16 protein-coding genes and 2 pseudogenes are annotated in these 15,239 nt (G+C 67.7%); 5 read left to right on the top strand and 13 right to left on the bottom strand.

Annotated elements, in window-relative coordinates:
- The first annotated feature begins 39 nt into the window (after positions 1-39).
- Positions 40-1,140 (top strand): ROK family transcriptional regulator, encoded by a 1,101-nt coding sequence (locus tag E1286_RS03555; protein ID WP_132608823.1) that lies wholly within the window; start codon positions 40-42, stop codon positions 1,138-1,140.
- A 26-nt stretch (positions 1,141-1,166) separates the two neighbouring features.
- On the top strand, positions 1,167-2,624 hold the full coding sequence (locus E1286_RS03550; protein WP_132608822.1) for a M81 family metallopeptidase: 1,458 nt from the start codon (positions 1,167-1,169) through the stop codon (positions 2,622-2,624).
- Between the two features lie 140 nt (positions 2,625-2,764).
- Here the strand turns inward: E1286_RS03550 and E1286_RS03545 are convergent, their stop codons facing one another.
- Both E1286_RS03545 and E1286_RS03540 read right to left on the bottom strand, forming a co-directional pair.
- A complete protein-coding gene (locus tag E1286_RS03545) occupies positions 2,765-3,028 on the bottom strand; it encodes a hypothetical protein (RefSeq protein ID WP_132608821.1) in 264 nt (87 codons plus the stop codon).
- A 324-nt stretch (positions 3,029-3,352) separates the two neighbouring features.
- The gene (locus E1286_RS03540; protein ID WP_132608820.1) at positions 3,353-3,880 is read right to left on the bottom strand and encodes a hypothetical protein; all 528 of its coding nucleotides are present in this window, start codon (positions 3,878-3,880) and stop codon (positions 3,353-3,355) included.
- Between the two features lie 29 nt (positions 3,881-3,909).
- On the opposite strand from E1286_RS03540, the gene E1286_RS03535 reads away from it, so the two are divergent.
- Together E1286_RS03535 and E1286_RS47505 are read left to right on the top strand one after the other, a co-directional pair.
- A complete protein-coding gene (locus tag E1286_RS03535; RefSeq protein WP_246074394.1) occupies positions 3,910-5,004 on the top strand; it encodes a helix-turn-helix domain-containing protein in 1,095 nt (364 codons plus the stop codon).
- Positions 5,005-5,039: 35 nt separating this feature from the next.
- Positions 5,040-5,552, top strand: a complete 513-nt coding sequence (locus E1286_RS47505) for a PIN domain-containing protein (RefSeq protein ID WP_165969543.1) — start codon at positions 5,040-5,042, stop codon at positions 5,550-5,552.
- Between the two features lie 18 nt (positions 5,553-5,570).
- On the opposite strand, the pseudogene E1286_RS49835 reads toward E1286_RS47505, so the two are convergent.
- From E1286_RS49835 to msrA, 7 genes and pseudogenes are all read right to left on the bottom strand, one after another.
- Positions 5,571-5,663, bottom strand: a pseudogene (locus E1286_RS49835) (peptide-methionine (S)-S-oxide reductase MsrA); the annotation flags it as partial.
- 53 nt (positions 5,664-5,716) lie between these two features.
- Complete coding sequence (locus E1286_RS03525; protein ID WP_132608818.1) at positions 5,717-6,133, bottom strand: PIN domain-containing protein; 417 nt, start codon at positions 6,131-6,133, stop codon at positions 5,717-5,719.
- The gene (locus E1286_RS03520; RefSeq protein WP_187368106.1) at positions 6,109-6,420 is read right to left on the bottom strand and encodes a hypothetical protein; all 312 of its coding nucleotides are present in this window, start codon (positions 6,418-6,420) and stop codon (positions 6,109-6,111) included. Before E1286_RS03520 ends, E1286_RS03525 begins: the two co-directional genes overlap by 25 nt.
- Positions 6,421-6,493: 73 nt before the next feature.
- Positions 6,494-6,601 (bottom strand): annotated as a pseudogene (locus E1286_RS49830) (peptide-methionine (S)-S-oxide reductase MsrA); the annotation flags it as partial.
- Between the two features lie 21 nt (positions 6,602-6,622).
- Positions 6,623-7,141, bottom strand: coding sequence for a type II toxin-antitoxin system RelE family toxin (locus E1286_RS03510; protein ID WP_132608817.1), 519 nt, complete (start codon positions 7,139-7,141; stop codon positions 6,623-6,625).
- Positions 7,142-7,144: 3 nt separating this feature from the next.
- Entirely contained in the window at positions 7,145-7,453 is a 309-nt protein-coding gene (locus E1286_RS03505; protein WP_132608816.1) for a type II toxin-antitoxin system prevent-host-death family antitoxin, read from the bottom strand.
- A gap of 55 nt (positions 7,454-7,508) precedes the next feature.
- A complete protein-coding gene (gene msrA / locus E1286_RS03500) occupies positions 7,509-8,159 on the bottom strand; it encodes a peptide-methionine (S)-S-oxide reductase MsrA (protein WP_223189517.1) in 651 nt (216 codons plus the stop codon).
- Between the two features lie 131 nt (positions 8,160-8,290).
- Between msrA and rarD the strand changes: the two genes are divergently transcribed.
- A complete protein-coding gene (gene rarD, locus E1286_RS03495; RefSeq protein ID WP_132608814.1) occupies positions 8,291-9,214 on the top strand; it encodes an EamA family transporter RarD in 924 nt (307 codons plus the stop codon).
- Here rarD and E1286_RS03490 read toward each other — a convergent pair.
- Genes E1286_RS03490 through nuoL form a run of 4 tightly spaced genes read right to left on the bottom strand, consistent with a single transcriptional unit; the run spans position 9,182 to position 15,175 of the window.
- The gene (locus E1286_RS03490; protein ID WP_132608813.1) at positions 9,182-10,171 is read right to left on the bottom strand and encodes a polyprenyl synthetase family protein; all 990 of its coding nucleotides are present in this window, start codon (positions 10,169-10,171) and stop codon (positions 9,182-9,184) included. The genes rarD and E1286_RS03490 overlap by 33 nt on opposite strands.
- Positions 10,172-10,182: 11 nt before the next feature.
- A complete protein-coding gene (gene nuoN / locus E1286_RS03485) occupies positions 10,183-11,775 on the bottom strand; it encodes an NADH-quinone oxidoreductase subunit NuoN (RefSeq protein ID WP_132608812.1) in 1,593 nt (530 codons plus the stop codon).
- Complete coding sequence (locus E1286_RS03480; RefSeq protein WP_132608811.1) at positions 11,772-13,328, bottom strand: NADH-quinone oxidoreductase subunit M; 1,557 nt, start codon at positions 13,326-13,328, stop codon at positions 11,772-11,774. Before E1286_RS03480 ends, nuoN begins: the two co-directional genes overlap by 4 nt.
- A complete protein-coding gene (gene nuoL, locus E1286_RS03475) occupies positions 13,328-15,175 on the bottom strand; it encodes an NADH-quinone oxidoreductase subunit L (RefSeq protein ID WP_187368107.1) in 1,848 nt (615 codons plus the stop codon). The genes E1286_RS03480 and nuoL overlap by 1 nt, the downstream gene beginning before the upstream one ends.
- Positions 15,176-15,239 lie beyond the last annotated feature (64 nt).

Genomic DNA, 15,239 nt, shown 5'->3' with positions numbered 1-15,239 from the left:
GACCACGACAGCCGGATCAGCAACCGCGAAGGAGCCAGAATGTCGGCCGCGCAGATCATGGGGCTCGTCGCGTCCGGCCGGGCCACGAGCCGGGCCGAACTGTCGCGCGCGCTCGGGCTGGCCCCCTCGACAATCTCGGCCCACGTCCAGGAACTCCTCGACTCCGGCCTGCTCAAGGAGTCAGGCGAAGGCAGCTCCCGCGGCGGTCGGCGGCCCCGCCTGCTGTCCGTACGCGGTGGCCAGGAGGTGATCCTCGGCGCCGACCTCGGCGGGCACCACGGCCGCATCGCCACCCTCGACGGATCCGGCCGCCCCCACACGATCCAGGACATCGAGGTCGACATCGCGACCGGTCCAGAAGCCGTCCTGGAACAGGTCGCCGGAGCCTTCGAAGAGCTGGGGGCGGGGCGGCCGATACGCGGCATCGGGATCGGTCTCCCCGGACCGGTGAGCCTGACCAGAACGGTGATCGGCCCCTCCCGGATGCCCGGGTGGAGCGGCTTCGCCGTACACGACTGGCTGGCCCGGCGCTTCGGGGTGCCCCTCGTGGTCGAGAACGACGCGAACCTGATGGCGGTGGGCGAGGCGGCCGCCCGCGGCCCCGAGCTGCACGACTTCATCTACGTCAAAGCCGGCACCGGGGTCGGCGCGGCGGTCGTCATCGACGGCCGGCTGCGCCGCGGCGCGCGCGGGATAGCCGGCGACATCAGCCACCTGCGCGTCCCCGCCGGCGGCGACCAGCCGTGCAGCTGCGGCAACTTCGGCTGCCTGGAGACCATCGCCAGCGGCGCCGCCCTGGTCGCGGCCGTACGGCGGGACGGCGTCGACGTGCGCAACACCACCGACCTGGTGCGCCTGGCCCTCGACGGCAATCCGACCGTCACCACGAACGTGCGCTTCGCCGGCCGCAATCTCGGCGAGGTCCTGGCCCCGGTGGTGAACTTCTTGAATCCTCAGGCGGTCATCCTCGGCGGCACACTGTCCAGCTGCGATCTGTTCGTGGCCGCGGCCCGCGGCGTCCTCTACGAGCGCTGCCTTCCCCTCACCACGCAGGAACTCGACATCGAGGTGAGCACCGCCGGCCCGGACGCCGGGCTGCTCGGCATCGGCCGGCTCGTCGCCGAAGAGGCACTGACCTAGCCCACCTCCTGACACAAGGAATCTCCGTGACATCACTGCGCATCGGCATCGCCGGCATCGCCATCGAATCGAGCACCTTCTCACCGCATCGCACCGGCCTGTCCGACTTCAGGGTCACCCGCGACGACGCGCTGCTCGCCCGGTACTCCTGGATCCAGGAGCCGCCGCCGTGGTCCGCCGACGTCACCTGGCTGCCGCTGCTGCACGCCGTGTCGCTGCCCGGCGGCGCCGTCGAGCCCGAGGTGTACGACGAACTGGAAGCCGAGATCGTGGCCCGCGCCACCGCCGCCGGGCCGCTGGACGGGCTGTTCTTCGACATCCACGGCGCCATGAGCGTCGTCGGCCGTACCGATGCCGAGGCCCGGCTCGCGCAGGCCGTGCGGGCGGCGGTCGGCCCGGACACCCTGATCTCCACCTCGATGGACCTGCACGGCAACGTCTCCCGCGAGCTGGCCACGGCCGTCGACCTGATCACCTGCTACCGCATGGCGCCGCACGAGGACGCGTGGGAGTCCAGGGAACGCGCGGCCCGCAACCTCGTCACCCGGCTGCGCGACGGTGGCCGGCCGCTGAAGGCATGGATCCAGGTGCCGGTGCTGCTGCCCGGCGAGAAGACCAGCACACGTATCGAGCCGGCCAAGAGCATCTACGCCCGCGTACCCGAAGTGGAGGCGATGCCCGGCGTGCTCGACGCCGCGATCTGGGTCGGATACGCCTGGGCGGACGAGCCCCGCTGCCGCGCCGCCGTCGTGGTCACCGGCGACGACCGGCAGGTCATCACCGAGCAGGCACGCAAGCTGGCGGAGGCGTACTGGCAGGCCAGGGACGACTTCGCGTTCGTCGCCCCCACCGGCACGCTGGAGGAATGCGTCGCGGCGGGCATCGCCGGGGCCAAGCCGTTCCTGATCAGCGACTCCGGCGACAATCCGACCGCGGGCGGCGCCGGCGACGTGTCCGCCACACTCGGCAAGCTTCTCCAGGTCGAGGAGCTGCGCTCGGGCGCGGTGAGCGGGATCTACGCGAGCATCGTCGATCCGGACGCGGTCGCCGTCGCATGCGCCGCGGGCCAGGGCGCGCCCGTGACCGTGCACGCGGGCGGAAAGATCGACTCAGGCCCCGCCGGCCCGGTCGAGTTGTCCGGGACCGTCTACTCGCTGCTGCGCGACGACCCGGTCGGAGGCGACATCGCGGTGATCGAGGCGGGCGGGCTGCGCGCCATCCTGACCTCGCGCCGCAAGCCGTACCACGAGATCGCCGACTTCACCCGGCTGGACCTCGACCCCGCCGAGACCGACCTGGTGATCGTCAAGATCGGCTACCTGGAGCCCGAACTCTACGACCTGGCCGCCGACTGGAAACTGGCCCTCACCCCCGGAGGCGTCGACCAGGACCTGCCACGCCTCGGGCACCACAACGTGCGGCGACCGCTGTTCCCCTTCGACACCGACATGCCGGCCCCAGACCTGACACCCGAACTCCTCTGACTTCTCAGCCGTGGCCGGCCAAGGCCACCGGTGCGGACGACATCACCAGCGCCGCACCGGCAGGCACCCGCCGCATCATCCGACCACGTCACCCCCCACCAGAAGTCCGGCGAGCCGGACAGGTGCCGCTCCGAAACAGATCAACGCCGGCAATGTTCGCCGTGGTGCATCGCCCAGTCGTCGGTGTCCCGATGGCAACCCAGCCCCACGGCCGCGAACAGGTCGCGGGACCGTCCATCGGAGCGGACACCGAGCCTCGCCAAGGCGGCGTTGACCGGCCAGGCATCCGCGGGCCCGACAAGGTCCTCGACCATGTACGGAACCATCACAACACGGCCCGACTCCCACACGACAGCGGCTTGACTGCCTGCGCCGCCGAACAGCTCAACTTCGATGTAGGCCACGGCGCCGCTCCATATTCGATCATCCGGCGTCCATTACCTGGGTCCGCGGCGCCGGCATCCATGACCTTGTGCAGGTGTTCGGCGGGCGGCCGAGCCGGAACACCTGGCCTGGGCGCAGACCTACAGCGTCACGCCGGAGCAGTGGCGGGACGACTGGCTGGCAGCGTCGTTCGCCCTCGCGGAACAGATCTCCGGCGTACGCATCAACCACGCGTGGAAAGAGGGAATGCACCTCGTACTGAGAGTCGAGAGTGAGGAAGCCAAGGAACCAGCCGTCAGACCCCCGTTGGCGCTGAGAGAGAACCTGCGGGAGGTGGTCGCGCGTCATCCCCGCGTCGCCGCCATCGCCGCGAATCCTCCCGAAGATGATCTGACAGAGCTGATGCTGATCGCCTGCGAACTGGCCGTGCGCGCCGCGGAGCTCGACGGGCCGACACCGATGTGGCGGCCGGACTCTTGGGCGACGCGCAGCGAGTAGGTGCCGCGGTAGAGGCACTCCGGCGGCAGTTGGCCGCGTGGCACGTGGATCGGGATCCACTTCTCGCTCTCGCCGATGTCGCGCACCTGACGGGTTTGCTCGATCCACCGGCCGAGGGGGCCACGGGCGTCCCGCGCGGTGTCGTCGTCGACGCCGTGGACCAGGCGCACGATCGAGTCGAGCGCCGCGGTGGTGTTGGCGTCGCTGCCGCCGCGGCCTGCCCCGGTGTGGCCGGTGACGTGGTAGCGGAGGTCCGCCTCAAGCTCGCGGACGCCGGAGTGGATGGTAATGAGCAGCGGACCGACTGGCCATGGCACACCTTGGCGGCAGCCTTGGGTAAAGAAGCCGCACTCGAGGTGCGCATCGGTGGTCACCTCACCGACGAGTGTGCGATTATCGCACCATGAGCACGCTGGATTGGACCGACATCGGGGCACGAGTCCGCGAGTCCCGGCTAGCCATGCGGCTCTCCCAGGAGCAGCTGGCCGAGCTGACCGGCCTGGACAGAACCATGGTCAGTAAGATCGAGGCCGGCACAAGGCGTCTCGACGCCCTGGAACTCGTCCGACTGGCCCGGGCGCTCGATCTTCCAATGGGTCATTTCCTCAGCGCGCCTCCAGCCGTAATGTCCCACCGCCCGCCTCTGACCGAGGACACGGCGTCACCTGCCGCACAGGTTTCCTATCGCATGGATGTGGCTCTCGCGGCCTGGATTCGGGAGATCCGACTCCTGGTTTCTCTCGGGGCACTAGAACTCATCCCCATCAAGCGATACAACGGCAAGGTCGATGGACCAGCGACGGCTGCAGATGCAGCCCGGTGGCTGAGAGCTGAACTGAATCTGGGGCTCGCCCCCATCGAATCGCTCGCCGGCCTGTGTGAACAGTGTGGCCAGTTCGTCCTGGTGACCGATCTTTCTGGAGAAGGTGCCTCGGCGGTAGACGGTGATGTGGCTGCCGCCGTCGTCAGCATCAGTGGTGATCCCGGACGGCGGCGCACCACTGCCGCCCATGAACTCGGGCACCTTATCCTGGGCGATGAATACTCCACCGACCTGGGAGTAGGCACCTCCCGAGAAGCTCGAGAAGCCGTGATAGACGCCTTCGCCGCTGAGCTTCTCTTGCCGGTTGAGGCGATCCGGCGTGCTGTGACATCGACCGCCCTCACCAGGGCAGAGTTGGTTCGTCTCGCGGCGGAGTACCGGACGTCCTGGAGTCTCGCGCTGCGGCAGGCAAGAGTCGCCAATGCAATAAGCCAGAACGAAGAGAAGGATCTGCGGACCTGTCCACCGACGTTCGCGGAGTTCAGGGATTCCCTGGGCTGGACACCTCAGCCGGATTTGGACGAGATCCGCGTATCTCCAATCTTCGCCCACGCGGTGATGACGGCGTACAAGAACGGTCGGATCACTAGTCACCGAGCTCTGGAGCTCATGCACGGACAGCTCGAAAGCGAGACAGATCTGCCTCCGACAGCTGAGACGGATGAGCACCCGTGACCGAATCGAAGCCTGGCGGTCCTTTGCCTCCGCTCGTGACCGACACCATGGTGCTCCTTCACTTTGCCAAGGCCGACCGGCTCGATGTTCTAGGAGCAAGTGTCACGGAGATGTCCACGACTCTTGTCGTTGCCGACGAGCTGGGCAAACACTCCGATGAGTGTCCGTTGCTGCGGCGCCTTACGGAACTTGAGTGGCTGCAAATCCAACCTCAGGATTCGGTCGAAGAGCTCATCGCCTTCGACACATGGAGCCAGCTACTCGGCACCAGCGACGATTACGACAAGGGAGAAGCCAGTATCTTCGCAGCGGCTCAGGTGCATGGCTTGGTCGCACTCACGGATGACCGAGACGCGACGAGGGTCGGCCGGGCGAACGGACTTGAGATCCACGGCACCATATGGCTGCTGACCCGGCTGCAGAGGCTCGGCAAGATGACTCTGGTCGAGATTTGCAACCACGTGGACGCTCTACGAGCCTCTGGGATGCGCCTTCCCTGCACAGGACCTGAGCTTCCGGGCTGGGCCGGAGACCGCGGGCTTCTCTAGGTCGTCCCTGCGACGACCGTCGCCGGATGTCAGGTCGACCGGGCAGGCCACGCCAGTGCCGCCAATGCCGCAGTAGCCGTTCGGAACTTTAAAAAGATATTGCTGGTGGTAGCGGCTCACCTCCTGCAATAGATTCAGAGACTCCCGCACGGCCCGCAAGCAGCCTAGACAGCGACCACCTGCACTGCTTTCCCGCACAGCTTGCTCATGTCGTGCTCGTCAGACGTCAGGACGATGGCAGGGCGTACCGAGCGCAGTGCGGTGGCCGCGACCACAGCATCGATGGCGTACTTGTGACCGTGCAGGCGAGCATCTCGAAGAAGCTCGATCGCTCGCGAGGAGATGTCCTCGGTCACCGGCTCGATCTTCAACCGGGACAGATACCACCAGAGACGATCGCTTTTGACCCGAACGTCTTGTGTCTCGATCGGTGTCATGGCGCTGACCACAACCCGAAAATCGTTGTCCTGCGCCTCCCGTACGAACGCCGTCACTCGCTGGTCGGCCTCGCACCACTTCACGAGCCCCTCGCAATCGAGAACGACGGTGCCCGCGCTCAATCGGCTTCGTGCGCGCGCCATCCGTCCTCCTCCTGGAGTTCGGGCGCCGACTTCACGCGGCGGAACAACTCCGCCGCCTCATCACGCAAGGACTGCGGGATCGGCCCAGAGGCGGCCTCGTTCGCCTGCACGGCCTCCTCCAGGAGATCCCGCTCGATCTGACGCTCCACAGCGGCATCAACGTAGGCGGAAAATCCGCGGGCCCCGACTCGCTCTCGGACAGCGCGAATGTTGCCCGTTCTCAGAGACACACTGACCTTGGCGGCCGGGCCGTCTCCCGGGGCGAAGTCTCGCTCTGGCATGCTCATGCGCTCAGTTTACTACTCGAAGTAGCAAAATCCGGGTCCCCGCTCTGTACAAGGACGGGCCGCTACGCATGCCTTACGCGTCACCGGAGGTCAGACCGACCGGACAGGAGACTCCGGTGCCACCGATGCCGCAGTACCCGTTGGGCACTTTGTACAGATATTGCTGGTGGTAGCGCTTCGCTTCAAGCAATAGATGTGCGACCTAATGAGGCCTGGACCGGTGCTCCGCCCACAGGTCGACAGCCTCTTGAAGATCAAGAGCAGCAACGTCCTCGCGGGCCATCCCAACCGTGTAGATCAACCGGTCCGCCAGCCAATCCGGAACCGGTTCTCTAGGGGGTGCTTCCTCAATCCGAAGATGATCGGCTAGCGTGCCGAGACGCTCGATCACCTGGCCGAGCTGGACAAGCTCAGGACGGGCAGCACCCGCCTCGCGAACCCTCGCTGTCGCCTCCGCGTAGACTTCCGCGTCGGCACGCTCACCGACAGCCCACACCTCGCAGATCTCCACCGACTTGTCCTCAGTGATCCGGTAGACGACACGCCAGGTGTTACGGCCGACCACCAGCTTCCGAAAACCGGTCAGTTCCCCACCGAGCGGGTAACCGGCCTCAGGATTATCCAGCAGGAGAAGGATCTTCTTGAGTACCTTGGGCACCGCATCTGGGCCAATGCGTCGGAGGTCGTCGACCGCCGGCGCCGTAAAGACGACGTCGGACACGACTCACTCATCGTCCGGGATGGCGGCCAGCGACTCGCGAGTTTGCCCGAAGGCGGCAAGCACGTCATCGAGCGAGACCCGCTCCCCCGTGTCCGTGACCGACCGAGCGAGCACAAGCGCAAGATCACGCAGATCAGCCGCGGCCTCCTCCAACTCATTGAGTCGACGAATGCTCACCACGGCCGCCACCGGCTGATGTCTGCGGGTGACCACCAGGTCGGTCCCCTGCTCCGCATCAGCCACCAGGCGGGCCACCCCTCGATGGGCCGCTTCTGTGACGCTCAGCTCAGTAGCGTCGCGCAGAACAGTCATACATGAACTGTATATCTTTCTGCACAGAACCGCGATCCTTGGGCCCACATTAGGCTCAGGCCTCGCCGAAGGTCAGGCCCACCGGACAGGCCACACCAGTTCCACCGATGCCGCAGTACCCGTTGGGCACTTTGTACAGATATTGCTGGTGGTAGTCCTCGGCGTAGGAGAAGGGGCCCGCTGAGGTGATCTCGGTGGTGATCTCGCCGTAGCCGGCCTTGTTCAGGACGCGCTGGTACGCGTCGCGCGACGTCTCCGCGGCCTTCTGCTGCTCCGGCGAGTGGTGGTAGATCGCCGAGCGGTACTGGGAGCCGACGTCGTTGCCCTGGCGCATGCCCTGGGTCGGGTCGTGGCCCTCCCAGAAGACCTTCAGCAGTTCCTCGTACGACACCTTCGCCGGGTCGAAGACCACCCGGACGACCTCGGCGTGCCCGGTTCGGCCGCTGCAGACCTCTTCGTACGTCGGGTTGGGCGTGTAGCCACCCTGGTAGCCGACGGCCGTGGTGACGACCCCGGGCGTCTGCCAGAAAATGCGCTCCGCGCCCCAGAAGCAGCCGAGGCCGAAGTCGGCGACCTCCAGACCTTCCGGGTACGGCGGGGCGAGCGGCGCGTCGAGGACCGCGTGACGGGCCGGCACGGGCATGCGCTCTGCTCGGCCCGGAAGGGCGTCCTCCGGGCGCACCATCGACGTCTTGTTGCCGAACATCCAGCCCATAGCGCGACCTCCATAGGTCTCCAGCCAGCCTACACACGCACCAACACTTAAGCGTGTCTACACATTTCCGTACAGGCATCGAAATTTGTATTTAAAGGTGGTAATGCTCGAAGATTGGTTACATGCCTGACCACCGGCGCGGTGTGCTCTACGGGATCGCCGCCTACACGATGTGGGGGCTCTTCCCCCTCTACTGGCCTCTCCTGAAGCCCTCGGGCGCGATCGAGATCCTCGCTCACCGCGTGGCCTGGTCGCTGGTCGCGGTGCTCGCCGCGCTCGCCGTGCGCCGGCACTGGTCCTGGATCAAGGAGCTCCTCCGCCGGCCCCGCAAGCTGGCCCTCCTGACGCTGGCCGCCGTGATCGTCACCGTCAACTGGGGCACCTACATCTACGCGGTCAACACCGGCCACGTCGTCGAGGGCGCCCTCGGTTACTTCATCAACCCGCTGGTCAACGTGCTGTTCGGGGTGGTGCTGCTGCGCGAGCGGCTGCGTCCGCTGCAGTGGGCGGCGGTCGGGTTCGGGGCTCTCGCGGTGCTCGTGCTGGCCGTCGACTACGGTCGCCTGCCCTGGATGGCGCTGACGCTGGCGTTCAGCTTCGGTCTGTACGGCCTGGTCAAGAAGCGGGCGAACGTGCAGGCCACGGAGAGCCTGGCCGTCGAGACGCTGGTGCTGCTCCTGCCCGCCGTGGGCTACCTGCTGTTCCTGCACGGGACGGGCACGGGCACGTTCGGCCAGGAGGGCGCCTGGCACGCCGTGCTGCTGGTCGGCGCCGGGCTCATCACGGCGGTGCCGCTGGCCTGCTTCGGCGCCGCCGCCATCCGGGTGCCGCTGAGCACGATGGGGCTGCTGCAGTACATCGCGCCGGTCCTGCAGTTCGCGGCGGGCGTGCTGGTCTTCAAGGAGGTCATGCCGTCCAGCCGGTGGATCGGGTTCTCGATCGTCTGGCTGGCCCTGGCCGTCTTCACGTACGACAGCCTCCGGGCGGCGCGCACGGCCGCCCGGAACCGCAGGTCAGCCGCTGCGCTCGACCACGTAGTCACATAGGGCGAGAAAAGCGCTCCTGGCCGGGATGTCGGGCAGGCCGGAGATGTCGGTGCGGGCCCGGTCGACCCAGGCGTCCAGCTCCGCGTGGGCCCTGGCCATCGCCGAATGGGCGCGCAGCAGGGTGAGCGCCTCCTCGACGTGCTCCTCGGGCACCGGGCCGGACAGCAGCTCGGTCAGGCGCGGCGAGTCGCCGGCGGCGAGCGCGTACAGGACGGGGAGGGTCTTGATGCCCTCCCGCAGGTCCGTGCCGGGCGTCTTGCCGGACTGGGCGCCGGAGGAGGCGACGTCGAGCAGGTCGTCGCCGAGCTGCCAGGCCACGCCGATCGCCTCGCACGCGCGGCTGAGGCGCTCCTCCACGTCGGCCGGGGCGCCGGCGAGCAGGGCGCCGAAGCGGCCGGAGGCGGCGATGAGCGAGCCGGTCTTGTCGGAGAGCACGGACAGGTAGTGGGCGATGGGGTCTTCGCCCTCGCGCGGCCCGACCGTCTCGCGGATCTGCCCCTGAACCAGGCGGGAGAACGTCTGCGCCTGGATGCGGATCAGCTCGGGGCCGAGGTCGGCGAGGAGGTCGGAGGCCTGGGCGAACAGGTAGTCGCCCGTGAGGATCGCCACGGTGTTGTCCCACCGGGCGTTGGCGGACGGGGAGCCGCGGCGCACCTCGGCCTCGTCCATGACGTCGTCGTGGTAGAGCGAGCCGAGGTGGGTCAGCTCGATGACCACGGCGCCGGGCACGACGCCCGGCGCCGACGGGTCTCCGAACTGCGCCGCCAGCAGCACCATCAACGTGCGGAACCGCTTGCCGCCGGCTTCGATGAGGTGCTTGGACACCTCCGTGACGAAGGCGTCCTCGGTCTCCACCGACGAGCGCAGGAGCTTCTCGACCGCGGCCAGCCCGTTGGCCACGTCCAGCGCCAACCGCTCGTCCTCGATGGGAAGGTCAACCACGGGAGGCGCGGACATACGAGAACCCCTTATCTGATGAACAGGCTGCTAGCTGCCTGGTTGGCGATACCGAGCACGGGCTCCGGATAGAGCCCCACCCCTACGGTAACCAGCAGCGAAACCGCGATCACCGCCACGGTCCCCATACTGGGGACCGCGATGGCCGGGCCGTCGGCCGCCGGGTCGCTGAAGAACATCAGCACGATCACGCGGACGTAGAAGAACGCGGCGATCGCGGAGGCCACCACGCCCACGACGACCAGGCCGGCCATCCAGCCACCCACCGAGTCGCCGGCCTGCGTGCCGCTGTCGAGAGCGGCCGCGAACACGGCGTACTTGCCGAAGAAGCCACTGGTCAGCGGGATGCCGGCGAAGGCGAGCAGGAAGAACGCGAACACGCCCGCGAGCAGCGGCGCGCGCTTTCCGAGACCCGCCCAGCGCGACAGGTGACCGGCCTCGCCGCCCGGGTCGCGGACGAGCGTGACGATCGCGAACGCGCCGACCGTGGTGACACCGTACACCGCGAGGTAGAACAGGATCGCCTTGAGTGAGTCGGCGTTGCGCTCGGCCGAGCCGTACGTGGCCATCACGCCGACGAGCAGGAAGCCCGCGTGCGCGATGGACGAGTAGGCCAGCATGCGCTTGATCTCGGTCTGCGTGATGGCCAGGATCGAGCCGGCGACCATGGTGAGCGCGGCCACGACCCAGATGACCGGACGCCAGTTCCAGTCAAGGTTGCCCAGACCCACCCAGAACACCCGCAGAACGGCCCCGAAGGCCGCGACGAGGGTGCCCGAGGCCATGAGGGCCGTGATGGGGGTCGGGGCGCCCTGGTAGACGTCCGGCTTCCACGCCTGGAACGGCGCCGCGCCGATCTTGAACAGCAGGCCCACGCCGAGCAGCGCGAGCCCGAGCAGCAGCAGCGGGTCGAGCGTGTTGCCCGCCGCCATGGCCCGGTTGATGCCCGGCAGCGAGACGGTGCCCGCGAAGCCGTAGACCATGGCGATGCCGTACAGGAAGAACGCCGAGGAGAAGGCGCCCAGCAGGAAGTACTTCATCGACGCCTCCTGCGACAGCAGGCGACGCCGGCGGGCCAAGCCGCACAGCAGGTAGAGAGGCAGCGACATGACCTCAAGGGCCACGAACATCATGAGCAGGTCGTGCGAGGCCGGGAAGAGCAGCATGCCGCCCACGGCGAACAGGACCAGCGGGTAGACCTCGGTGTGGCCGACCCCGCCCGAGTGGGCCTCGGCCTCCTCCTCGTCGGCGCTGCCGGGCACGGCCGCGGCGGAGGCCACGAAGTGGCCCTCGTCGTTGATCAGCAGCACACAGACGAACGACAGGACGAGGATGACGCCCCAGATGAACAGCGAGGGCCCGTCGACGGCCAGTGCGCCCATGGCGGAGGGCGCGGTGGACACCTGACCGCCCATCACCTGCACGAGGACCAGCGCGAACGCGCCCGCCAGGCTCAGCAGGGTGAGCGGCACGTGGATCGGCTTGCGCAGGTAACGCGGCGCGAACGCCTCGACCAGCACGCCGATGATGGCCGCGCCGAAGACCACCAGCAACGGCGCGAGCGTGCCGTACTCGATCGTCGGCGCTTGGAAGTCCCCGTTCACTGACCTGTCCCTTCAGCGATGGTGGAGGTGGGAACCTGCACGTTGGTCAGCGTCTGTTGCACTGACGGGTTGATCACGTCGAGCAGCGGCTTGGGGAAGAAGCCGAAGCCGATGATCAGCGCGACCAGCGGGGCCAGCACCCACACCTCGCGCGCGCTCAGGTCCTTGAAGGCCTTGACCGGCTCGGCCGTCGGCCCGTTCATGGTCCGCTGGACCATCCACAGGATGTAGACGGCCGCGAGGATGACGGCCACCGCGGCCACGATCGCCGCCGCCGTGAGCGCGCCGGAGCCGTGCGCCTGGCTCGAGTACGTGCCGATCATGACCATGAACTCGCTGACGAACGACGACAGACCCGGCAGCGACAGGCCGGCCAGGCCCGCGATCAGGAAGAAGCCCGCGAGCACCGGGGCGACCTTCTGCACGCCGCCGTAGTCGCCGATGTACGGCGAGCCGCGGCGGGCGATGAGGAAGCCCGCGGCCAGGAACAGCGCGCCGGTGGCGAAGCCGTGGTTGACCATGTAGAGGGCCGCGCCGGACTGCGCGACGGACGACATGGCGAACACGCCGAGCACGATGAAGCCGAAGTGCGAGATCGACGTGTAGGCGATGAGCCGCTTCATGTCGGTCTGCCCGATGGCCACGATGGCGCCGTAGACGATGCTGATGACCGCCAGCACGACGATCGGCATCGTGAACGCCTTGGCGGCGTCGGGGAAGAGCTCCAGGCAGAAGCGCAGCATGCCGAACGTGCCGACCTTGTCGAGCACGCCCACGAGCAGCACCGCGGCGCCGGCCGGGGCCTGGGCCGCCGCGTCGGGCAGCCAGGTGTGCACCGGCCAGAGCGGCGCCTTGATCGCGAAGGCGATGAAGAAGCCGCCGAAGAGCCACTTCTGCATCGTCGGGTCCTGGATGGCGCCGACGAGCTCGGGGAACATGAACGTCTGCTTGCCCGCGACCACGTAGAGGCCGATGACCGCGACCAGCATGAGCAGGCCGCCGAACAGCGAGTAGAGCAGGAACTTGACGGCCGCGTACGACCGCTGGGCCCCGCCGTACGACCCGATCATGAAGTACATCGGGATCAGCATGGCTTCGAAGAAGACGTAGAAGAGGAAGATGTCGGTCGCCGCGAAGACGCCGATCATCATCGTCTCCAGCACCAGCAGCAGCGCGAAGTACGTCTTCACCGACCGCTTCGGCGTGATCAGCGTGCCGTCGGCGGCCTTGACGCCGTCGGCGTCGTGCCAGGAGGCCAGCACCACCAGCGGCACCAGCACCACCGACAGGGCGATGAGCACGAGCGCGACACCGTCGACGCCGACCCCGAACTTCACGCCGAAGCTCGGGATCCAGTTGTACTCGGCGACGAACTGGAAGCGGTCGCCCGACGGGTCGAACCCGGCGGCCATGACACCCGTCAGGACCAGCACCAGCAGCGAGACCAGCAGGGTGACCTGCTTGGCCAGCTTGTCACTGCCCTTGGGAAGCAGGGCCACCACGATGGCGCCCACCACGGGCACCGCCATGAGTATCGGAAGCCAGGGTGACATCAGATGTTCCCAACGAAGAGCAGGGCGCCGGTCAGCAGGGCGGCGCCGATCAGGATGGACAGCGCGTACGTTCTGGCGAAGCCCGTCTGGATCCGCCGCAGGCGCCCGGAGCTGCCGCCGATGCCCGCCGCCAGTCCGTTGACCACCCCGTCGATGCCGCGGTTGTCGAAGAACACCGCGAGACGGGTGAGCCACTGGCCGGGACGCATGAACAGCGACTCGTTGAGCGCGTCACCGTACAGGTCGCGCCGGGCGAAAGTGGTGAGGAAGGAGCCGCGCGGCTGCACCGCCGGCACCGGGACCCTGCCGTACTTTATCCAGGCGATGATCGCGCCGACCGCGACGAGCGCGAGGGTCGCGAGGCCGGGCACGCTGGTGAAGTGGAACTCCGGCCGCACCGCCGGCGCGCCCACCGCGGGGGTGAGCCAGTCCAGGAGCCGGTTGCTCAGAATGAGGTAACCGCCCAGGAAGATCGAGCCGAGCGAGAGGATCATCAGCGGCACGGTCATGACGAGCGGCGACTCGTGCGGGTGAACGTCGTCGGCCCAGCGCTTCTCGCCGAAGAAGGTCATGAAGACCATCCGCGACATGTAGAAGCCGGTGATGCCCGCGCCGAGCACGGCCAGCCAGCCCAGGATCGGCTGGTGGTGCACCGCGGTCTCGATGATGCCGTCCTTGGTGAAGTAACCGGACAGCAGCGGGAACCCGATGATCGCCAGGTAGCCGATGAAGAACGTGACGAACGTGACCGGCATGACCTTGCGCAGGGCGCCGTACTTGCGCATGTCGACTTCGTCGTTCATGCCGTGCATGACGGAGCCGGCGCCGAGGAACATGTCGGCCTTGAAGAAGCCGTGCGTGATCAGGTGGCCGATCGCGAAGGCGTAGCCCGCCGGGCCGAGGCCCGCGCCGAGCATCATGTAGCCGATCTGCGACATCGTCGAGCCGGCCAGGCCCTTCTTGATGTCGTCCTTCGCGCAACCGATGATCGCACCGGCGAGCAGCGTGGCCGCGCCGACGATGGCGACGGCGAGCGCCGCGCCCGAGCCCTCGGGGAAGAAGAACGCCCCCGAGCGGACCACCAGGTAGACGCCGGCGGTGACCATGGTCGCCGCGTGGATGAGGGCCGAGACCGGGGTCGGGCCCTCCATGGCGTCGAGGAGCCAGGACTGCAGCGGCAGCTGCGCCGACTTACCGCAGGCGCCGAGGAGCAGCAGCAGGCCGATGGCCAGCATGGTGCCGTTCTCGGTGCCGGGCGCGATCTGCTCGCCGAGGCCCTTGAAGGTCAGGGTGCCGAACGTCGTCCAGATGACGAACATGCCGACCAGCAGCCCGAAGTCACCGACGCGGTTGACGACGAACGCCTTCTTCGCCGCGGTCGCCGCCGACGGCTTGAACTGCCAGAACCCGATCAGCAGGTACGACGCCAGGCCGACGCCCTCCCAGCCGATGAACAGGCCCACGTAGTTGTCCGCCAGCACGAGCAGGAGCATCGCGGCCACGAACAGGTTCAGGTAGGAGAAGAACCTGCGCCGGTGCTCGTCGTGGGCCATGTAGCCGATCGAGTAGATGTGGATCAGCGATCCGACGCCCGTGATCAGCAGCGCGAAGCTGATCGACAGCGGGTCGATGAGCAGCCCCATGTCGACCATGCCGGGGATGAACTCGTACAGGTGTACGGCCCGGCGGCGCTCCTCCTCCCCGAACCCGAGCAGCTCGACGAACGCCAGCACCGCCACCACGAACGAGGCGAGGGACATGGCCACGCCCAGCAGATGCCCCCACCGGTTGGTGAAGCGGTTGAACACCAGCAGGATGAACGCCCCCACGAGGGGGAAGGCGATCATCAGCCAGGCGTTGCCGATCACTCCGCCGGTGTGCTGGACGATCTCAGCGAGTTGAGATTCCACC

It is taken from the genome of Nonomuraea terrae (assembly GCF_004348995.1).
Lineage (GTDB): Bacteria > Actinomycetota > Actinomycetes > Streptosporangiales > Streptosporangiaceae > Nonomuraea > Nonomuraea terrae.
This window is presented reverse-complemented; position numbering and strand designations above follow the sequence as displayed.